This window comes from Bacteroides sp. OF04-15BH (assembly GCF_003477995.1).
Taxonomy (GTDB): Bacteria; Bacteroidota; Bacteroidia; order Bacteroidales; family Bacteroidaceae; genus Paraprevotella.
On the sequence record NZ_QUEM01000023.1, the window covers coordinates 21,205 to 43,470 of the forward strand.

General features: G+C 45.5%; 14 protein-coding genes. 10 read left to right on the forward strand and 4 right to left on the reverse strand.

Annotated elements, in window-relative coordinates:
- The first annotated feature begins 5 nt into the window (after positions 1–5).
- From DXA74_RS10855 to DXA74_RS10870, 4 genes are all read left to right on the forward strand, one after another.
- A complete protein-coding gene (locus tag DXA74_RS10855) occupies positions 6–1,175 on the forward strand; it encodes a DUF1566 domain-containing protein (protein ID WP_118527498.1) in 1,170 nt (389 codons plus the stop codon).
- Positions 1,176–1,182: 7 nt separating this feature from the next.
- The gene (locus DXA74_RS10860) at positions 1,183–2,085 is read left to right on the forward strand and encodes a metallophosphoesterase (RefSeq protein WP_147401092.1); all 903 of its coding nucleotides are present in this window, start codon (positions 1,183–1,185) and stop codon (positions 2,083–2,085) included.
- 875 nt (positions 2,086–2,960) lie between these two features.
- Positions 2,961–5,678: a 4-alpha-glucanotransferase gene (locus tag DXA74_RS10865; RefSeq protein ID WP_118527502.1), complete on the forward strand. Its 2,718-nt coding sequence runs from the start codon at positions 2,961–2,963 to the stop codon at positions 5,676–5,678.
- 24 nt (positions 5,679–5,702) lie between these two features.
- A complete protein-coding gene (locus DXA74_RS10870; RefSeq protein ID WP_118527504.1) occupies positions 5,703–7,340 on the forward strand; it encodes an ABC-F family ATP-binding cassette domain-containing protein in 1,638 nt (545 codons plus the stop codon).
- A 118-nt stretch (positions 7,341–7,458) separates the two neighbouring features.
- On the opposite strand, the gene DXA74_RS10875 is transcribed toward DXA74_RS10870, so the two are convergent.
- The 3 genes from DXA74_RS10875 to DXA74_RS10885 all read right to left on the reverse strand — a co-directional run bounded on the left by DXA74_RS10875 (position 7,459) and on the right by DXA74_RS10885 (position 12,244).
- Positions 7,459–10,611 carry a DUF3427 domain-containing protein gene (locus tag DXA74_RS10875; protein ID WP_118527506.1) on the reverse strand — a complete coding sequence of 1,051 codons (3,153 nt, stop codon included), beginning with the start codon at positions 10,609–10,611 and terminating at the stop codon, positions 7,459–7,461.
- 197 nt (positions 10,612–10,808) lie between these two features.
- Positions 10,809–11,936 (reverse strand): type II toxin-antitoxin system HipA family toxin, encoded by a 1,128-nt coding sequence (locus DXA74_RS10880; RefSeq protein WP_118527508.1) that lies wholly within the window; start codon positions 11,934–11,936, stop codon positions 10,809–10,811.
- On the reverse strand, positions 11,933–12,244 hold the full coding sequence (locus tag DXA74_RS10885) for a helix-turn-helix domain-containing protein (RefSeq protein ID WP_118527510.1): 312 nt from the start codon (positions 12,242–12,244) through the stop codon (positions 11,933–11,935). Before DXA74_RS10885 ends, DXA74_RS10880 begins: the two co-directional genes overlap by 4 nt.
- A 585-nt stretch (positions 12,245–12,829) precedes the next feature.
- Between DXA74_RS10885 and DXA74_RS16335 the strand changes: the two genes are divergently transcribed.
- A complete protein-coding gene (locus DXA74_RS16335; RefSeq protein WP_158576060.1) occupies positions 12,830–13,597 on the forward strand; it encodes a lipocalin family protein in 768 nt (255 codons plus the stop codon).
- A 254-nt stretch (positions 13,598–13,851) separates the two neighbouring features.
- Here DXA74_RS16335 and mgtA read toward each other — a convergent pair whose 3' ends face one another.
- Positions 13,852–16,500 carry a magnesium-translocating P-type ATPase gene (gene mgtA, locus DXA74_RS10895; protein ID WP_118527512.1) on the reverse strand — a complete coding sequence of 883 codons (2,649 nt, stop codon included), beginning with the start codon at positions 16,498–16,500 and terminating at the stop codon, positions 13,852–13,854.
- 295 nt (positions 16,501–16,795) lie between these two features.
- On the opposite strand from mgtA, the gene DXA74_RS10900 reads away from it, so the two are divergent.
- The 5 genes from DXA74_RS10900 (at position 16,796) to gcvPB (ending at position 22,230) form a co-directional block, all read left to right on the forward strand.
- Positions 16,796–17,785: a lipoate--protein ligase gene (locus tag DXA74_RS10900; RefSeq protein ID WP_118527514.1), complete on the forward strand. Its 990-nt coding sequence runs from the start codon at positions 16,796–16,798 to the stop codon at positions 17,783–17,785.
- Positions 17,786–17,833: 48 nt separating this feature from the next.
- Positions 17,834–18,931 (forward strand): glycine cleavage system aminomethyltransferase GcvT, encoded by a 1,098-nt coding sequence (gene gcvT / locus DXA74_RS10905; protein ID WP_118527516.1) that lies wholly within the window; start codon positions 17,834–17,836, stop codon positions 18,929–18,931.
- 81 nt (positions 18,932–19,012) lie between these two features.
- Positions 19,013–19,396, forward strand: coding sequence for a glycine cleavage system protein GcvH (gene gcvH / locus DXA74_RS10910; protein WP_118527518.1), 384 nt, complete (start codon positions 19,013–19,015; stop codon positions 19,394–19,396).
- Positions 19,397–19,444: 48 nt separating this feature from the next.
- The gene (gene gcvPA / locus DXA74_RS10915; protein WP_118527520.1) at positions 19,445–20,773 is read left to right on the forward strand and encodes an aminomethyl-transferring glycine dehydrogenase subunit GcvPA; all 1,329 of its coding nucleotides are present in this window, start codon (positions 19,445–19,447) and stop codon (positions 20,771–20,773) included.
- A complete protein-coding gene (gcvPB, locus tag DXA74_RS10920; protein ID WP_118527522.1) occupies positions 20,770–22,230 on the forward strand; it encodes an aminomethyl-transferring glycine dehydrogenase subunit GcvPB in 1,461 nt (486 codons plus the stop codon). Before gcvPA ends, gcvPB begins: the two co-directional genes overlap by 4 nt.
- Positions 22,231–22,266 lie beyond the last annotated feature (36 nt).

Genomic DNA, 22,266 nt, shown 5'->3' on the forward strand with positions numbered 1-22,266 from the left:
AAAAGATGAAAAGAAGATTGTTTTTGGCGTCTGCCATATTACTGGTTATGCAGGCGGGTTATTCACAAGTGAAGTATCCGATAGTGGATACAGGACAAAATGAATGTTACAGCATCAATAAGGTTATTGATATGCCGGAGTCGGGACAGGATTTCTACGGACAGGATGCCTGTATACAAGGGAACCAGCCAAAGTATAAGGACAATGGTAACGGCACAGTTACAGATCTTGTTACCGGACTTATGTGGGAGAAGGATATGGGAGAGAAACTAACTTTCGAGGAAGCAAAGGAAAAAGCGGAAAAGCTCAGAACCGGCGGTTATGATGACTGGCGTGTGCCGACCATAAAGGAACTGTATTCGCTCATACAGTTTACCGGAAGATCTATGGGAGAGCGCGTTATGATTCCATATATTGATACCGATTATTTCAATCAGCCAATAGGTGATAAAAGCAAGGGAGAACGTGAGATTGATGCACAGACATGGTCTTCAACCGTCTATAAAGGCAAGACTATGGGAGGACAAACAACCGTTTTCGGGGTGAACTTTGTGGACGGAAGGATAAAGGGATATCCGTTAAGGAAAAGAAGAGAAGAAAACAAGATGTATTTCCGTATGGTGAGAGGCAATACAGAGTATGGAAAGAACCAGTTTGTAGACAATGGTGACGGTACTATTACCGACTATGCGACAGGATTGATGTGGCAGAAAGCGGATGATGGAAAACTTTATGACTGGAAACAGGCCTTGGCTTATGCAGATACGCTTTCACTCGCAGGCTATTCTGACTGGTATCTGCCCAATGCCAAGGAACTTGAATCCATTGTAGATTACGGTAGGTCGCCGTCCGTTACTGATTCTCCGGCAATATCTCCGTTGTTTGAGTGTAGCAAGCATGAGCTCTATGACGGAGTGAATGGATACGCATATTATTGGAGTTCAACCACCCATCTGGATGGGCCAAATCCTTATAAAAATGCTGTATATATATGTTTTGGCGAGGCCTGGGGCAGAGAGCCGAGAACCGGAGAATTCTGTGACGTACATGGTGCTGGAGCTCAAAGGAGCGACCCCAAATCAGGATCATCATCAGAATATCCTCGGTTCTTCGGGCCGCAGAAAGACATGCTTTGTGTGTTTAACGCTGTAAGATGCGTCAGAAAGATAAAATGACTTGAATATGAAAAAGATATTTCTTATGATAATCAGCTGTCTGGCTTCAGTGCTTGTGATGTATGGACAGGATGGTGGTTGGCGCTTTGCCGTTGTTGGAGATACACACGTGCCTCAGGCATATACCATCAAAAAAATTGTTCCATCATTGATTGCAAACCAGGTGGAAGTTATACTGTTTGTCGGTGATTTGATACAGGGTGGTAAAAGACAGACCGCCCAGGGCATGTATGAGGAATTGTCGCAGTGGCAGGAATTGACGAAGCCTTTAAGAGATGCTGGTATAAAGATTGTTGCAATACGAGGCAATCATGAAGCCGATATAAAAGGGGATAATCTTAAGCCGTGGAAAGAACTGGTTTCTCCGGATCTGAACCTAATGTATTCCTACAGAAATATAACATTTATTGGAATGGATAATTATCTGAACGGTGAGCACACTGTTGACACAGGATGGCTGCAAAAGGCGCTTAAAAAAGTAAACAAAGAGCATATAATTGTTCCGTTTGGCCATGAACCTGCGTTCAGTTGCAATACATTTCATCCGGTATGTCTTGATGCAGACGACAGCAACAGGAGCAAGTTCTGGAGCCTTCTCGAGGAGTATGGCATAGATTATTACTTTTGCGGACATACCCATCAATATAACCATTGTACTGTAACGCATAACGGGAAAACCATTCATCAGATAGTTTCCGGTGGCGGTGGTGGTTTCCTTCAGCCCAAACGAGGAGGTATTCACAGCACCGATGAATATCAGATAAAGTCTGTGGATCTGAAAAGCGAAACCGGATATGTTCTGGTAAACGTATCAGATAGAGACCTGTCCGTAAAATGGGTCAATATTTATGATGAAGATGTAAAGAGCAGACCAATACCTCAAAGGAAAAAGCGTTCTCAAAAACGTTAACTCCGGTACTTTCCTTGAAGTTACAAAATGTCAGAATGTAAGTTTCTGCCTTAAGTCACTCGCTGAGATTTCATTTTTTACGTTCACAACGGAGCGTGGACTTGAAAAATGAAATCTCAGCCTTTTGTTTTCTGTAACATGCAGAATAACAGAGTTATGCAGAAAGAGCTCTGATAAAAAGACACTCCTTCCAGAACGCTTTTTTGTCCGATTTCGTCATTTTCCACTTGCGTATGTGCTGATTCTGAAGATTCACCCTGATGATTTTCCGAAACAGACATGGCAATCCGCTGCAAATATCAGCAGAAAATTCTGCATAAAAAACGGATAAAAGCTGCCATATACACCCCAGAATGGATGTTTATGCAGAATATATGCATCTAGATGACGACTATGCCCGGAGACAGAAATAATAAAAAGGTTACCTTTTGCCGGAAATACCGCATATTTTCCGACAAAAAGACAGGAGGGCAGAGGATACGAAAAAAGGACGTCCGAAGACGTCCTTTATAAGAACCGCACCGATGATGTGATGAAACTCCGAGTATAATAAGATTTGAGTGCCCACCTCCTTTGTAATCCACCGGCATAATGCTACCCGAAGGCGTGGCCCGCCATTGGAGAATGAAGCTTTCTCGGTTTTCAGAAATTTTTTGATGAGTATCCCAATCTAACCGATGCGGCAATTTTTATACTACAAAGGTAAGTGTTTTTGCATTATCTGCCAAATTTTACTGCAAAAATATCGATATTTATTTTTGAAACTCTTGAAAATACATAATGATTTTTTATCTTTGCGATAAAGAATCAGCCGCGAGGAAAAAAACACTTCTGCCTCCGGAAACGATTTCTAGAAACCCAAATAACAGAAAAGCATGAAACTTCACTTTACGATAGACTACCACACCCATTGGGGCGAGCGCATCGAGGTTGTTCTGCGTATGTACTTGCCGCAAGGAAAGGTGAATGAGTGCAGCATTCCGCTCGACACTACCGACGGTGCGCAGTGGAAGGGCGACTTTGTATATACCCATCCGGCGGCATTGTGGTTTGAATACCTGTATGTGGTGCGCGCCGGCGAACAGACCGTACGCCGGGAATGGAAACATGCATGGCGCCGGCTGCGTGCCGACATGACGCGCGAATATTTCCTGCCGGACAGCTGGCAGGCCATTCCGCCTTGCGATCATCTTTATTCGGCTGCCTTTTGCCCGCAACAGGAACATGAACCGGCCGAAGGACCCGTGCACGATTCTTATTACGACCGCTCCGTGGCCTTTCGCATCCATGTGCCGCAACTCGAGGAGGATGAGTTGCCGGCCATCATCGGAAGCATCCCTGCCATCGGTGCCTGGCAGACCGACAAGGCACTGCCGCTCACCAAGCGCGGACAGAACGAATGGGGCATAGCACTCAGCGCAGAGGGCATGCTCTTTCCTTTTGAATATAAATATGTCATCATAAACCGCCACAACGGTCAGGTGAAACGTTGGGAGGAAGGCGACAACCGCGTCACCCAGTACAAGGGACTGGAGCGCAACCAGACTCTGGTCTATCACGACGGTATCATCCGCATGGACTATCCGCGCAAGAAGGTTGCCGGAGTAGTGATTCCGCTGTTTTCCATCCGCACGGAGAAGAGCTGGGGTGTGGGCGATTTCGGTGATCTGATGATGCTCACCGACTGGGCGGCCTCGGTAGACATGAAGGCCGTGCAGCTGCTTCCTATTTATGATACGAACACCACCGGATCGTGGGCTGATTCTTATCCGTACAACTGTATCTCGGTTTATGCCCTGCATCTGCAATATCTGGACATGAACCGTTTGCCGGCACTTGCCGACAAGGATAAGATGGAACGGTTCCGCAAGCGGGCTGCCGAACTCAATGCTCTGCCGGCACTGGATTATGAGGCGGTGTATCGCCTCAAGACGGATTTCCTGAAAGAAAGTTTCCGACAGAATGGCGCGCAGGTGCTGGACACCAAAGCGTTCCGCCAATATTTTGACGAGAACTCCTTCTGGCTGCTGCCGTATGCGGCTTATGTCTATCTGAGAGAAGTGAAGGGTACCGCCGACTACCGGCAGTGGGGCGAATATGCCTGCTACGATGCCCACGAAGTCTATAAACTTGTAAACGGCAATGCGGACGCCGCAGAGCAGATCCGGCTCACCTATTATGCGCAGTTCCTGCTTTACAGTCAGATGAAGGAGGCACACGACTACGCCCGCAGCAAGGGCGTGTTGCTCAAAGGCGATATTCCGATCGGCGTGTGCCGGGCAGCTGTGGATGTGTGGATGGAGCCGCATTTCTTCAACCGCAACGGTCAGGCCGGAGCGCCACCGGATGCCTTCTCGGCCAACGGACAGAACTGGGGATTCCCCACCTATAACTGGGAGGCCATTCTTCAGGACGGTTGCCGCTGGTGGACCCGCCGCCTGCAAAAGATGTCGGAGTTCTTCGATGCCTACCGCATAGACCATGTGCTGGGATTCTTCCGCATCTGGGAAATTCCGACGCATGCCGTACACGGACTGCTGGGTTATTTCACTCCGGCGCTGCCGCTTACCATCGAAGAAATCCAGAATTCCGGTCTGGATTTCCGTAAGGATGCCTTTACGCGTCCTTACATTGCCGACTGGGTGCTGGAGCCGCTCTTCGGTGAGAAAACGGCCTTGGTGAAACGTGTCTTCCTCAATGCCCTGGGATATGACTGGTACGAAATGAAACCGGAATTTGCCACACAGCGTCAGGTGGAGGCGTTCTTTGGTCGCCAGAAACAGAGCGAGGAGCGCCGCCGCATGAAGGAAGGGCTCTACGAACTGATTTCGAATGTACTCTTCATTGAAGACCCGCGGCAGCCGGAACATTATCATCCGCGCATCTCGGCCATGCAGAGCAGCATTTTCCAGACGCTGACCCAACGCGAGAAGGAAAGTTTTGCCGCCCTTTATGAAGAGTTTTACTACCATCGCCACAATTCGTTCTGGTATCAGACGGCCATGCAGAAGTTGCCGCGCATGATCGAGGCTACTCCGATGTTGGCCTGTGCCGAAGATTTGGGTATGGTGCCCGAGTGCGTGCAGTGGGTTCTGAACGAACTTCAGATACTGACGCTCGAAATCCAGTCCATGCCCAAGGGGATGGACGGACGCTTTGCCCATCTGGAGAACAATCCGTACAAGAGTGTGGCCACCATCTTTACCCACGACATGCCGACCCTGCGTCTGTGGTGGCGCGAGGATGCCGACACCACCCGGCAGTATTATCACGAGATTCTGCAAAAGGACGGAGAACCGCCGGCCGACATTCCGGGCTGGCTCTGCGAGGAGATTATCGCCCGCCATCTGTTCTCGCCGTCCATGCTCTGCCTGATCTCCTGGCAGGACTGGATGTCGATAGACGACCGTCTGCGCAATCCCGACGAGGAGAGCGAACGCATCAATATTCCGGCCAACCCGCGCCATTACTGGCGCTACCGCATGCACCTCACCGTGGAGCAGCTGATGGCCGAACACGAGTTTAACGACACCGTGCGCACGCTGATTCTGAGAAGCGGACGCGCCAATGACTTTTTGAAAGAGCATCAATAAAAAACATTTCACGATTAAAAATACATGGTTTCAGTAGAAGGATTAACAGTAGAATTTGGAGGAACAACATTATTCAGCGACATCTCGTTTCAGATTAACGAAAAGGACCGCATCGCGCTGATGGGTAAGAACGGAGCCGGCAAGAGCACCATGCTCAAGATTCTGGCCGGAGTGCGCCAACCCACCCGCGGAAAAGTAACCACACCGAAGGATTGCGTGGTGGCTTATCTGCCGCAGCACCTGATGACCGAAGACGGACGCACGGTGTTTGAAGAGGCATCGCAGGCCTTTGCTCACCTGAAGGAGATGGAAGCCGAAATCGAAGCGCTGAACAAGGAACTGGCAGAGCGCACGGACTATGAGAGCGACTCTTACATGGCTCTGATTGAACAGGTGGCTTCGATGAGCGAAAAATTCTATGCCATCGATCTGACTCACTTTGAGGAGGATGTGGAGAAAGCCTTGCTGGGACTGGGATTCGAACGTGAGGACTTCAACAAGCAGACTTCGGAGTTCAGCGGCGGATGGCGCATGCGTATCGAGCTGGCCAAACTGTTGCTGCAAAACCCAGACGTGCTGCTGCTCGACGAGCCGACCAACCATCTGGACATTGAGAGTATCCAGTGGCTGGAGCAGTTCCTGATGGAAAGCGCCAAGGCGGTAGTTGTGATCAGTCACGACCGTAAGTTTGTGGACAACATCACCACGCGCACCATCGAGGTGACCATGGGACGCATCTATGACTATAAGGTGAACTACAGCAAGTATCTGGAGTTGCGCCAGGAGCGCCGTGCGCAGCAGCTTAAACAGTACGAGGAGCAGCAGAAGATGATTCAGGAAACGAAGGACTACATCGAGCGCTTCAAAGGTACCTACAGCAAGACGTTGCAGGTGCAGAGCCGTGTGAAGATGCTTGAAAAGCTGGAACTGGTAGAGGTGGACGAGGAAGATACCTCGGCGCTGCGCCTGAAATTCCCGCCTTCGCCACGAAGCGGAAACTATCCGGTCATCATGGACGGAGTAGGGAAGCGCTACGACGAGCACACCGTATTCCAGAACGTGAACCTGACCGTGGAGCGGGGAAATAAGATAGCCTTTGTGGGCCGTAACGGTGAGGGTAAATCAACGCTCGTAAAGTGTATCATGGGTGAAATCCCGTTCGACGGTACGCTGACACTGGGTCATAATGTGAAGATCGGTTATTTTGCCCAGAACCAGGCTTCGTTGCTGGATGAGAACCTTACGGTGTTCCAGACCATTGACGATATTGCCAAGGGAGAAATCCGCAACAAGATTAAGGATTTGCTGGGTGCCTTTATGTTTGGAGGTGAGGAGAGCACCAAGAAAGTGAAAGTGCTTTCGGGAGGCGAGCGCACCCGTCTGGCGCTGTTGCGTCTGTTGCTCGAGCCGGTAAACCTGCTCATTCTGGACGAGCCGACCAACCATCTGGACCTCAAAACCAAGGATATTCTGAAACAGGCCCTGATTGCCTACGACGGTACACTGATTGTCGTGAGCCACGACCGTGACTTCCTGGACGGACTGGCCACCAAGGTTTATGAATTCGGTGGCGGTAAGGTGAAAGAACATCTCTGCGGTATCTATGAGTTCTTAGAGGCGAAGAAGATGGAGCATCTGAATGAGTTGGAGCGGAAAAAGTAAAAAGTTCCCTATTTTAATGATATGCTTTGTAGTGTCCGATTATTCGAAAGATTTTAATAATCGGATTCTACAGAGCATATCATTTTCCTAACTAATAGACAAAATCAAACTTAGGGATTTATCCTGCAGCATATTTGCATGCATATTCACAAACAGAAGCAGGAATATCATCTTTCATTTTCCAAACGATTTGTATCGGTTTATTACCTGAATAACTTACTAATTCAACCTCACCCAAATATACATATCCTAAGGTACGGGATTTATCCTCAGAAGAACGGGCCTGTTTTCTAACAAAAAGTAACATCGTCTGTTCTTGATTTATATAACGTTGTCCCTCTTTACTATCTTGCCGCACCCTATTTTGTGTCTCCCAATGGAATAACCCTTTACTTTGTGCAAAATCATTGTAATTAGTATTTGAACCAACCTCACGATCTTTTATAATATCGACAAACATAGCTTCAACGGGCTGTCCATTAATTATTTGCCTTTCACAACCCTCGCGTGCTGGCGATTTTCTTTCTAGAGTAGATGTTTGAATAGCTACTTGTATTTGGGTTTTAGTATAAACCCCATGCAACTTTAACGGGAAAGTCATCGCAAGCGAAGAATTATCAGGTTGCTCCAAAGCTTCGCAACGGTCTTTTAATATATCAATAACCTCTATTAATTCTTGGATGAATACTGAATCCTCGCTTAAAGCATTAAACATTGCTTGCAAGGATGGAAAAACTCCTGCTGTATCATATAGATCATAATATAACATTAGTGACATACGTTGTTCAATTTCAGTCATTGTAGATACTTTGACATTGAATTCTTTTTTAGCTAGTCCTTCTATAAATGTAAAATAGCTATGCGAATCCGTAGATAACCATTTTCTGTTAACAGCCCTTGCTAATTCTGAATTGAACCGTGACATTTTATTTCTCAAACCAGCCTGGACACAAAGTTCGTTCCAAGTCCTCCCTTTGTATATTTTCTCCAAGGGTACATGTGTTAAGCGAATAAACGACTTCAAAGAAAGAGGCTCAACAAAATTATTTCTAAACGTTTGAATATTTCGAATTATTTTATCTAATCTGAAGCTATTGATATAGTTGTTAATATTTTCAAGGATATATTCTTTTGCCTTTTCCTCTAAATGAATGTGGCATTTTAGTGGAAGATGTGGAAAATCTTTTTCCACTTCCTCCTTCACACTCATAGTCGTACGTCCCATTAACGCCTGAAAACGTTCTGAGTAATTAAATTCTGCTCTGCTATGACCAACAAAGTCTAAAACTGTAAGATGTGATTTACCTTCAGTCTTACGCAATCCACGACCAAATTGCTGTAAAAAAATGGTTATACTTTCGGTAGGACGAAGGAATAACACTGTATCAATTGCAGGAATATCCACCCCTTCGTTAAACATATCTACCACAAACAGGTAATTTATTTCTTTATTTGCCAAGCGTTTGATTTCTCTATTTCTAGATTCGCTATAGTCGCTCGTCATCACTGCGCATTTTAAACCTGCAAGTGTAAACTTAGCACACATATATTCCGCATGCTCTTTATCTACACAAAAGCAAAGTGCCCGCACATCACAATAATTGGGCAAATATTTCTCCAGACTTCTAAAGATCACCCCTGTACGTATATCATTGTGAGTGTATATTTTAGACAATTCCGATGCCACAAAACGCCCACGTTCCCAACGTACATCTGCAAGATCAACACAATCGGTGATACCATAATAATGAAAAGGTGCCAACAATTGGTTATTCAGGGCTGTATCTAATCTAATTTCTGCAGAGATATGACCATCAAAATAGATCGTTATATCTTGTCCATCCATACGTTCCGGCGTAGCCGTTAAGCCTAAAAGGATTTTAGGCTTAAACCGTTGTAATATTTTTTGATAGCTTGATGCTACTATATGATGAGCTTCATCAAAAATGATATAATCAAAATAATCTTCCGGCAAATTCAGTGCATCTATTCTATTGTTTAGCAAATCTTTTGAGGCAAACAAATGATTATATTGTTTAGCCTCATGACCACCATACCACATATCACCGAAGTTTTCGTCTTGTAACACATGACGAAAGGTCGCACACGCCTGTTTTATAATTTCTTCTCTATGTACTACAAATAAAAAATTTGCTCGTGGATGAGTTTCTTTGAATCTTTTGTAATCAAAAGCGGCAATAACAGTTTTTCCAGTACCAGTTGCAGCTACAACAAGATTGCGAAAATGATTGTGTAGATTTCGCTCTACTTCCAATTTCTCTAATACTTCATTCTGATAATCTTTTGCACGAATCAAATCTAAGACAGAATAATCCAAAAAAGCAGGATTATCCTCTTGTTGATTTAATGCTTTTTTTAGTTTTTCATCATCTACTCCTAATACAAAATCCTCAAAAGTTGGATCTTCCCAATACGTATTAAATGTATGTTTTACTGTAGTTAAAATATGTGGTAATTCCACTTGTGTTGCTTTCATATTCCATTCCAGTCCCTCAGTTAATGCAGCTTTTGAAATATTTGAAGAACCGATATAGGTTGTATGAAATCCAGTGTTTCGGAAAAATAAATATGCTTTAGCGTGTAACCTGTCACTATTTCCATTATAGGAGATCTTAATTTTCGTATTTGGGAGTTTTGCTAACCTAATTATGGCCTCATATTGCGTAGCACCCATATATGTAGTCGTAATAATACGAAGTGTATTACCTTTTTTAGTAAATTGTTCTAATTCTCTAAAGATTAAGTTAATTCCACTCATACGGATAAAAGAGACCACAATATCAACTTTATCGGATGAGAGGATTTCTTTTTTTAATTCACTGCATAATTCAATTTGATCATTTTTTCCAGTAAACAGAGAACTTTGAGTAAGTGAAGTTAGAGGTGTAATTTGAGATAGATATTCTTGTAGATTAGGATAATCAAAACTTGCTTTTTCAATGATATATGTCAAAATCGAGGCTTTAGCATCAATCAAATTATTCTGATAATCATCTATGTTAAAATCTCTACCAAGTTCTTTAATAATAGAGTTTATAAACTTGATACTTTTTTCTACACCACCATCTTCATCTACTACACTTGATATTACTCCTTGAATGATATTATATAAATAACGAGATAAATGAATAATAGCTTCTTCGCGATCTATTATTTTCTCTCCAACGTAATAGGAAGCACTATTATATTCTGCTAATTTAGCACGAAATAGTTGGTTGATTATCTGTTCGTATATTCCTTTTTTTAGCATAAAACTTAGAAAAATTTAAGCAGTCAATTAAAGTGTTTTTAGTATGTTCTCAAATAGGAAGCTGCGGATTTTCTTTTAGAATTTTATTCACACCTATAGTTGAATCATTCTTTATTTCCAAGAAACAATTATATTTGCAGCCATAATAAAGAGAGATTATTTTCGATAACAGCAAGAATTCTAATGACGCTCTTTTATTAACCTCTGATTTTTACTATTTTATCAACATCGAGTTCTGCATTGCAGACAGATTCGATTTCTTCAATGATTTCAATGCAGCGTTTTCGGCTTATACGGATACCTGTTCCGGCAGAAATGATATCTTCAAGGCTTGGATTGCCCGAGTATTTGACAGATGTTGCATGTTCGCCTCTGGTGCCTTCCGGAGAGTAAGTAATGTCGTATGCAGGAGCAAGTGTCCATCTACCGTTTTCGCAGAGAAAACTGAAATTCTTGGCGTGATCGTCCTTGTTGGCGCATACAATATTGAAAACCATTCTGCGAAACATTTGCTCCACCTGTTCTGGATCTTGAGTAAGGTAACCGGTTAGGGCAAGAAGATTTACGTAATCTATGTTCTGAGCGCGAAAATCCGATTGTAAAAGGGCTGCCGCAGTAAGTACATGGATACGATGACCTTTGTAGATATCGAATCTTTTAATTGAGAAGTAGCGATTATTAATGAGACGGATTTCAGGAATGTCAATTCCACATTTCTTAGCTGTCTTCATGTATTGATATTCTGTCTTACCAATATCTGAGGGATCGTATATATGTCTGAATTTTACGATCCATTCCGAACCGTCAGCTGCCTTATATACCGCCTTTGGTCTTGCTCCACCAGAGTTACGGCTATTATAGTACAGGAAGGATGCATCCGCATCGCTTTTCTCAGAGAGTACATCTAAAGCTTTACGCTGAAGTTCGTCAAAGTCGTTGTCTGTAATGGCAGTAGGATGTTCTTTGGAAGCTTCAGGCTTATAGCAAAGTGCTCCCATTCCGGAACTGCCAACTAAAGACAGCCTCTGAAGAGGAGATAGTTCGGCCAAAGAACTGCCTTCACGTCGAAGCATTCTGTCAAGCAGATAAAGGCCGTACCCATCTGGCATACTGTCTTCAAATGCTGCAAATCCGCCCCCAAAACTATTTTCTTTTGAGTATATGAGTCCCGTCTGGAGTGGCAATTCCCATGGGGATATTGAGAATCCACTTGCTATCCAATCCTTGTCGTATTCGAACACACTCCGGTCTCTTTCGGGCGTCATCTGCAAAGTGCCGACTGTACGTCCGTTTAATGAAACTGTGATTTTCAGTATATCTTTCATCGCCCTTTCAGTCTTCCTTGATTCTTATTTATTGTCTCAAGTTCCTCTCCTGTGGTAAATTTGCTTTTACTCATAATAGCACTCATTTCGTCAAACCAGCCAAATTCAACGACCAATTTCAGAAATGCTTCAAGAGATATCTTTCCCTTGGTTTCAAAACGCTCGAGCGTTGGTTCCGGTATGCCCGTTCTTTCAGAAAGACTGCGTCTACTCAGACCTTTATCAAGTCTGCGCTTACGACAGTTTTCTGCCAAAATTGTTGCCAAGCGTTCAGGATTCTTATCGAAAATATCAAAACTATATTCCATAATATATTCTGCCAAAGTAGAAATACTAATACTTATCTCCTAATATAATATGCCAAAGATAGTAATTAGTGTGCTCATAGACAAATAATTTTGTATGATTCTAGCCTTTTTAAAAATTTGTTTTTCTTACTAACTGCATTAGAGTACACGCTTTCTCATATTTTTCTGGAAGATAGAAGGATAAAGCCGTATGAAGAAATAGAAGAAGAATCGCAGGTGGTTGCAGATAGTGCTATTAAGATATAACCATACAAAAGTTCAAATACCGCATCAAATGTAAGTTGCACAAGTCTATAAAGGGTACTTACGTTAATCAAAAAGCAAAAAGGCTTTTCTTTCATAAAAAATACCGAAATGACAAAGCTTGAGGCTTCTCAAAGATGAGTAAGTTGGAAGAGAAAGAATTTTCATTCTATTCTGAATGTCAGATGTTTATATACAATTAAGCCATAATGTTTCTCAGAATTCGATTTGCATATCTGTTAACAACCCCAAAATACCATCTTGACAAGGATAGGCAATTCCATTATCTTTGTTCATACCTTAATTTCGAAAACAATTTGTCAATACAAAAATGATTACCCTATGAAAAATTGGATGCCTTTTGCAGCCTTATTGCTTTTTGCTGCATGCAACACAGAAAAGAAAACTGTCCCAACGGAATCATCAAGCGAACTTGTCGGTAACTGGATTGAAGTGATGTATGCCAATCCACAGATTGTTCAGGGCGTTACGCTGAAAGCCGACGGCTCCGCCAATTCTATCGGTATGAAAACCCTGCTTTACGAACGGTGGCAACAAATAGGAGACACGCTGATACTCTCCGGTAAAAGTGTAGGCAACGGTCAGACACTGGCATTTGACGATACGCTGGACATTGTACGGCTCACCGAAGACACGCTTGTGGTGGGCAAATACGGAAACTATCAAAGAGTGTATTACCGGACGGATAAGGTGGAAGCCGTGGATGTGGTGGACTCGCTGAAACTGATTCCCGACGGAGGTCCGGTAGTGGCACAGACCTATAAAGGAACGCTGCCGGCAGCATCGGGCCCAGGAATTGAATACACCGTTACCATCCATCATCAGGAGCATAGTGGCAACGGAGTGTTTCAGGCTGCTCTGAACTATCTGGAAGCTGAAAACGGAAAGGACCGCTGCGACATTATTTACGGGCGACAATATACTTTACGCGGGCACTCGGGAAACAAGAATGCTACGGTTCTGGAGCTGATTTCCTTTGACCAGAGCACGAAAATGTATTTCGAACAGAAAAAGGATCAGCTGGTAATGCTGGATCAACAGATGAATCCGATTGACTCCAAGTTGAACTATACATTAAACAGACAGTAAGAATACTTTATCTTAATAAATCTATGGACGAAGAAGAATGGCTTTATCGGGCAATGAATCCAGAAGATGACTTCTATATGGGCCCTGACGATGGGGAAGAGGACGAAGCTACGGATGATGAATCCGATTGATTCCAAACTGACTCATACTTTGAACAGACAATAGAAACAGGAAGTCCTGCCCCCGAAAGCCATTTCTTTTTGGCTTTTCTGAGGCAGGACTTTTTATAGAAAGGATGAAAGGAATGGTTCTCGTTAGAGCCACTTGACAAACTTGTGAATGTACCAGTTCTTGACAAACTGAGTCAGCACACAGTAGCAGAGCAGGATTCCAATAAGCCAGGGGAAATAGCTTAGCGGCAGAGGCTCCAGTCCGATGGAATGGCCAAACGGACAGAACGGAATGAGGATACCGATAGCCATAATCAGCAGCGTGAGTCCGGTTACTTGCCAAGAGGCACAGCTCTGAATGAACGGAATCTTACGGGTGCGAATCATGTGCACGATGAGTGTCTGCGACAGCAGTCCTTCGATGAACCAGCCGGACTGGAACAGGGTCTGGTGCTCGGCAGACTGGCATCCGAATACATACCACATCACCAGATAAGTAATGATGTCGAAGATGGAACTGATCGGTCCTACATAAATCATAAAACGGCTCAGGTCTGAAGCATCCCACTTGCGTGGCTTGCGCAAATACTCGGCATCCATACGGTCGAAAGGAATGGCGGTCTGCGAAAGATCATAAAGCAGATTCTGGATGAGCAGATGGATCGGCAGCATGGGCAGGAAGGGCAAAAAGGCACTGGCTGCCATGACGCTGAACATGTTTCCGAAATTCGAACTGGCGGTCATCTTGATATATTTGGTGATATTGCCGAATGTCTTTCGTCCTTCAAGCACTCCGGCTTCCAGCACCATCAGGTCTTTCTCCAGCAGAATGATATCGGCACTTTCTTTGGCTATATCAACGGCTGAATCAACAGAGATTCCGATATCGGACTGGCGCAAAGCAGAGGCATCATTGATTCCGTCTCCGAGGAAGCCTACAGTGTTGTGCTGTTCCTGAAGCAGCTGAATGATCTGTGTTTTCTGAATCGGAGTGAGCTTAGAGAATACTGTCGTGCAACATACGGCTTCTTTACGCTCGCGCTCGCTCATGGCTTCGAGCTCGGGACCGGTCAGTGCCTGACTGGTGTCTATGCCTACCTGACGGGCTATGGTGCGCACCACGGCATCATTATCGCCCGAAAGGATTTTCACTTCAATGCCGTGCTCTTTCAGCTGACGGATGGCGCTGGATGCTGATTCTTTTGGGGGATCGAGAAAGGCCAGGTAACCAATCAGTACCATATCCCGCTCGTCGGAAATCTTGAAATTGCAATCCTTGTCCAGATAACTCTTATGGGCTACGGCCAGAACCCGCATACCTTGTTTGTTCATCTGGCGACTTACCCTACGGGCTTGTTCCCGCAACTCGGAAGTAAGGGCAAGTACCTGACCGTTCAGTTCGGCGTGAGAACAGATTTCAAGCATCTCTTCCACGGCTCCTTTGGTGATAATCTGACGCTTGCCCTGCAAGTCCTCTACCACTACGGACATGCGGCGGCGCGTAAAGTCGAAGGGGATTTCATCTACCTTTTTATAGTTGTCTTTCAGATACTCCAAATCCAGTTCCTTTACGTGCGAAAGGATGGCCTTGTCCATCAGATTCTTCAGTCCGGTTTGAAAGAAACTGTTGAAATAGGCATGGCGCAGAATGCGCTTCTCGGTGTCGCAACTTCCGTCGGCATTAATATATTTTTCCAGAACAATCTGGTCGCAGGTCAGCGTACCGGTCTTGTCCGTACAGAGAATATTCATGGCGCCGAAATTCTGAATGGCGTTGAGGTCTTTAACGATGGTCTTCTTCTTCGACATGGCAACCGCTCCTTTGGAAAGATTGGCGGTAACAATCATGGGCAGCATCTCGGGAGTAAGTCCCACAGCAACCGACACGGCAAAGATAAAGGCTTCGAGCCAGTCGCCCTTGGTGATTCCGTTGACCAGAAAGACAAAGGGAATCATCACCAGCATGAAACGGATAAGCAGGAAGCTCACTTTGCTGATACCCCGGTCGAATGCTGTGGCGGCGCGATGTCCGACAATGCTTTTGGCAATGGTGCCCAGATAGGTGCTGTTTCCGGTGGCGCATACGATTCCACGGGCCGAACCGCTCACAACCGTAGAACCCATGAAACAGATGTTTTCCAACTCTACAACACTGGCCGAACCGGAAAATGCCACTTGGCTCTCGGGACGTTTCTCTATCGGATCAGATTCTCCGGTAAGCGAAGACTGGCTCACAAAAAGGTCCTTGGCTTCTATGACACGCAGGTCGGCGGGAATCATGTCGCCGGCTGCTATCTGCACCACATCACCCGGAACGAGTTCTGCTATGCTGATTTCCATTCCGTCATTCTCCTGACGCTGCACGGAACAGGTATTCGTAACCATCTTGAGCAGGGCTTCGCTCGACATGTTGGCTTTCCATTCCTGACAGAAGCGCAGAATGGCACTGAAGATCACCATCGTGGAGATGATAATAATGGCGGTCCAATCCTGCTCGCCCGGTGCTGCCAGTAACACATCCAGAATAAAGGATATGATGACCAATCCTGTTAGTACACCGATAAAGGGATTGATAAAGGCTTTGATAAACGTGGATATCGGCTTTTTCTTCTTTTCGTGTTCTACCTCGTTTTTACCATATAATGCCTGACGTTCTTCCACCTCGTCGCCGTTGAGTCCCAAAGGAGTGGTCTGAAAGAAAGAATAGACTGCTGCCAGCGGCTGCGAAGCGGCCAACAGAATTTTCTCTGCATTAAAGGTTACAGAAGCTCTTTGTGTTTTCTTTTTCCACATTGCAATTCGTTTTAAAGGTTTTCACTTAGTTTTCTGATCACACTGCAAAGGTAAGCCGGCTGTTTTAAAACGGCTGTTAGAAACTTATTAGAATGGTATTAGAAAACCATTAGAATTTATGGTTCCTTCCTTAAAAGGACAGAGCAGAAACAGAAGCCTAGGAAGGTGAAAACAGCTCAAAAAGCAAACTTGTTTAAACAGGGAAAAAGTCTGTTAAATATACCGTAAAAACAGTTCGGACTGTTTGGGTTGAAGAAAACATTTTCTATATTTAGCCGTCGCTAATCTAAAATTCATGAAGCACATTCTTTTACCCGATTCACGGGAGCGCAGACTGGTGTTTTATCTGGCTATGGAGGAATTTCTGGCCCGGGAAAACAATGATGAAGAAGCTTTCTTCATCTGGCAGGTAGCGCCTACCGTAATCTGCGGCCGCAATCAGAATATCGAAGCCGAAGTCAATCTGGACTATTGTCACAAAAACAAAATCAATGTATTCAGAAGAAAAAGTGGGGGAGGCTGTGTCTATTCCGATGAAGGGAATCTGATGCTTACCTGGATTACCCGCTCCGAAGGAGTACAGCAGACGTTTGACCGTTATCTGCACCGGATTACAGAACTTCTCAACGACACAGGGGCGCAGGCCACGGTATCCGGACGTAATGATATTCTGATAGACGGACGGAAAGTATCGGGCAATGCTTTCTATCAGACTCCTGTCAAAAGTATTGTGCACGGCACCTTACTTTATCATACCAATTTCGAAAATATGGTGCGGGCCATCACTCCGGCGCAGTCCAAAACAGAAAGCAAAGGAGTAGCTTCGGTGCGTCAGCGGGTCACCAACCTGACAGAGCATACCAACTGGAGCAAAGATGCCTTAAAACAGCACCTCATTCGCGCGCTCTGTGATGAGGAACGGATGCTCACGACCAATGAGATCGAAGCCATAGAGGAGATCGAAGCCACATATCTTACGGATGAATTTCTTTGGGGCAAGAATCCTGCCAGCAATCTCATTTATGAAGGTCGCGTGAATGGAGTGGGAGGCTTTACGGTCCGTTTTCGAATGCGCATGGGAAAAATCGACGGCCTGACGCTGGAAGGCGATTTCTTTGTTCTGCAGGACCCGCTTCCGTTACTTGAAAAATGTCTGTGCGGACTGCCGATTCAGGAAGATGCTTTCCGAAAGGCATTGGCTGATGTGGACTTGGGAGAATATATCTACAAACTCCATACCGAGGACTGGATACAGCTTATTTTCCGCAAACCGGATCAGAAATAGATTATCGTTTACGATGATTCATCAACCTTATAATAGTTTTTATACATCATGGAAGACCTTTTGAAAACCTGTCTTTACGACCGTCATGAGGCGTTAAAGGCACAAATGAGCCCGTTCGGAGGCTTTATCATGCCTATTCAGTATTCGAACATTTTGGAAGAGCATCAGGCTGTGCGCCAGAAAGTGGGCATGTTTGATGTTTCGCACATGGGTGAAATCTTTGTCAGCGGACCGGATGCCGAAGCATTCATCAATCATATTTTCACAAACGATATCCGCATTATGCCTGCCGGAAAGATTCAGTATGGCATGATGCTTTATCCCGGCGGTGGAGTAGTTGACGACCTGCTTGTTTATAAGCTCACAGCACCGAATCATTATCTGCTGGTAGTCAATGCTGCCAATATCGCCAAGGACGAGGAATGGATTCGTAATCAAAGTAACGGTTACGAGGTGTGCATCGACAATCAGTCTGACCGATGGGGAGAAATTGCCTTACAGGGACCGGAGGCCGAACGTATCGCCATTGAAGTGCTCGGACTGGAAAATGCCCGTGATCTGGCATTTTATACCTTTACAGAAACAACCTGGAACGGATCACCAATCTTGTTAAGCCGCACAGGATACACCGGCGAAGACGGATTTGAATTCTATGCGGCACCGGAGATTATTGTGGCTTTATGGGACAAACTGATCGAAAACGGAGTAACTCCTTGTGGATTGGGATGCCGGGATACACTGCGTTTCGAGGTGGGACTTCCGCTCTACGGACATGAATTAAGCGCGGAAATCTCTCCGATAGAGGCCGGACTGGGCATATTTGTAAAAACAGATAAGGAGGAGTTTATCGGACGCGACAGTATCCTTCGTCAGAAGGAAGAAGGTACGCCTCGTAAGCTTGTCGGTATCGAGCTTACGGAGAAAGCAATTCCTCGGGCCGGATACCCGGTGGAATGTGACGGAGAGGTCATTGGTGAAGTAACTACCGGCTATCAGTCCATCTCTACTGGAAAATATGTCTGCATGGCATTGGTCAAACGGGCTTATGCAGAAATTGGACGCTCCGTATCGGTGCGGGTTCGCAAAAAAACATTTGCAGGAGTAATCTGCAAAAAGCGTTTTTACGATAAGAATTATAAAAAATAAAGGCTTTGACAGGCTTTTATCAGAGTCATATTCATCTAGCATTTCATAGACCCTTATTATAAAACCCTTAAAACATAAAGAATCATGAAAACAGTAGAAGGTTTATATTACAGTGAATCACACGAGTGGGTAAAGGTTGACGGCGAAGTGGCCATCATTGGTATTACAGATTTTGCCCAAAAGGCGATGGGAGACATTGTTTATGTGGATATGCCCGAGGTGGACGACGAGGTCACAGCCGAAGAGGAATTCGGTGCGGTAGAGAGTGTCAAGGCCGCCAGTGATCTGATCAGTCCGGTTTCGGGTACCGTAACGGAAATCAACGAAGCGCTTGAAGACGAATCGGGATTGCTGAATCAGGATCCGTATGAAAACTGGATCATCAAGGTACAAATGAGTGATCCCGGAGAAGTGGACCGTCTGATGAACGCCGAAGCCTATGCGGCTTTCTGTGCTCAACAATGAGAAGTTTTCTCCAAGAATCTTACAGCTATTATCTAAAAAGAAACAATTATGAGTTTTGCCTATTTTCCACATACCGATGAGGACATCCGGCAAATGCTTGAGCGTATTGGTGTAAAGTCGCTCGAAGATCTGTATGCCGATGTTCCGGCAGAAATTCGTTATACGCGGGAGTTCGATCTTCCGGACTCCCTGTCGGAAATTGAACTGAGGCGCAAATTTGAGGAACTGGACCGTAAGAATAACCGGCTGACGGTGTTCTGCGGTTGCGGCGCTTATGACCATTATGCGCCGGCCGTGATTCCGTCTTTGATTGCACGCAGTGAATATCTGACAGCCTATACTCCTTATCAGGCAGAAATCTCGCAGGGAACACTGCGCTATATATTCGAGTATCAGAGTATGATTACCGAACTTACAGGGATGGACTGTACGAACGCATCCATGTACGACGGACCGACTGCGGCAGCCGAAGCCATGCTGATGGCTATGGCGGCCACAAAGAAAAAGAAACGTGTCTTATTGGCTGATACCTTATTGCCGCAAGTGCGCGAAGTGGTGAAGACCTACGCGAAATATCACGGCGTGGAGATTGGAAGAATCGCCCAAAAGGACGGAAATACGGATCTGGAATCTCTGCAGCGGGAATTGGAATCCGGTGATGTGGCCGGAGCTCTGATTCCTTCGATAAACCGTTTCGGTATCATTGAAGATCTTTCAGGCATGGCCGATGCTTTACACGCTGCCAAGGCTCTGTTGATGGTTTACGCCGATCCGTCGGCACTGGCCGTAATCAAGACACCGGGAGAATGGGGCGCAGACATCACTTGCGGAGACGCTCAGACTTTAGGACTTCCGCTGTTGTTCGGAGGACCTTATGTGGGCTATCTGGCCTGTCGCAAGGAATTGGTGCGCAAACTGCCGGGCCGCATTGTCGGCGCTACGCATGACGTAGATGGCAAGCGAGCTTTCGTACTGACCTTACAGGCCCGTGAACAGCATATACGGCGTGAGAAAGCAAACAGTAACATCTGTTCCAATCAGTCGCTGATGGCTCTTTACGTAACCATTTATCTGTCATTGATGGGTCCGGAAGGCTTACATCAGGTAAACGCATTATCGTATGGAGGCGCGCATGAGCTTCATGACCAGCTGATAGCTACCGGTTTGTTTGAAGAGGTGTTTGACAAACCGTTCCTCAAGGAGTTTGTCCTGAAAAGCAAGATTCCGGCAGCCACATTACAGCAGGCTCTGCTTCAGGAAGGCTTCCTGGCTGCCTTGGAAACAGAAGAGGGGTATGTGTCATTCTGTGTTACCGAGAAAAGAAACCGGGAGGAAATCGACCGGATGTTATCCATCATTAAGCAATTGAAGCCATGAAATATTACGATAAACTGATTTTTGAGCTTTCCAAAGAAGGCCGACAAGGTTTTTCTCTTCCGGAAAACACATGGACTCAAAGCCTGGATGCGTTACCGGATAGTCTGAAGCGTGGCCAACGTGCCGCACTTCCGGAAGTAAGTGAACTGGACGTGGTGCGCCATTACACCAACTTGTCGAATATGAATTTCGGAGTAGATACAGGCTTTTATCCGTTGGGAAGCTGTACCATGAAGTATAATCCGAAAATCAATGATGAAATAGCTGCTATGGCGGGATTTCAGGGAATTCATCCTTTGCAACCGGTTGAAACAGTGCAGGGCGTGCTTCAGATTTACGACGAACTGGACCGTGCCTTATCGGCCATTACCGGAATGGCAAAGTTTACGCTGAATCCTTTTGCCGGAGCTCATGGTGAACTTACCGGCCTGATGATTATGCGACAATATCATTTGCAGCGTGGCGACACCAAACGCACAAAGGTCATTGTGCCCGACAGTGCCCACGGTACCAATCCGGCCAGCGCGGCGGTTTGCGGACTTCAGGTGGTTGAAGTGAAGTCTACACCACAGGGAACCATTGATGTGGAGGATTTGCGTCCGTTGCTTGATGATAGCATTGCCGGCATCATGATGACCAATCCGAACACACTTGGCCTTTTTGAAACGGAGATTCTTCAAATTGCCGAACTGGTTCACGGCTGCGGAGGATTGCTTTATTATGATGGAGCCAACATGAATCCGCTTGTCGGTGTGGCCCGACCGGAAGATATGGGATTTGATATTCTGCATCTGAATCTGCACAAAACCTTCTCCACACCACACGGTGGTGGTGGACCGGGTGCCGGACCGGTTGGAGTTGCTGCTCACCTTATTGAATACTTGCCGAACCCTAAAGTCGTGCGTCAGGAAGACGGTCGCTATACCATTGAAGGAAATGATACCGCCGCCGGACGAATTTCCGGATTTATGGGAAACTTCGGTGTACTGATGCGTGCTTATGCCTATATTCTGAGACTGGGACGGCAACACGTTAAAATGGTGGGTCCATTGGCGACACTGAACGCCAATTACATCAAAGAGGAACTGAAAGACTGTTTCAAGCTTCCAATTGACGCCTGCTGCAAGCATGAGTTTGTCTTTGACGGATTGAAAGACCAGTCAACCGGTATTACTACTTTGGATGTGGCCAAGCGTCTGCTGGATTATGGTTTCCATGCGCCGACCATCTATTTCCCGCTTCTTTTCCATCAGGCGATTATGATCGAACCGACCGAAACCGAATCCAAGGAAACACTCGACGGATTTATTGCGGTGATGCGTCGCATTGCTCAAGAGGCTCTTGAGAATCCGCAAGAACTACGTACGGCACCGCATCACACACCGGTGCGCCGATTAGATGAAACAACGGCCGCCAAGCAACCTGTACTCACTTTTGCCGATCTGACTGTTTCTTGACCGAAAAAGAAATAGCGGATTGGATAACGTTATTAA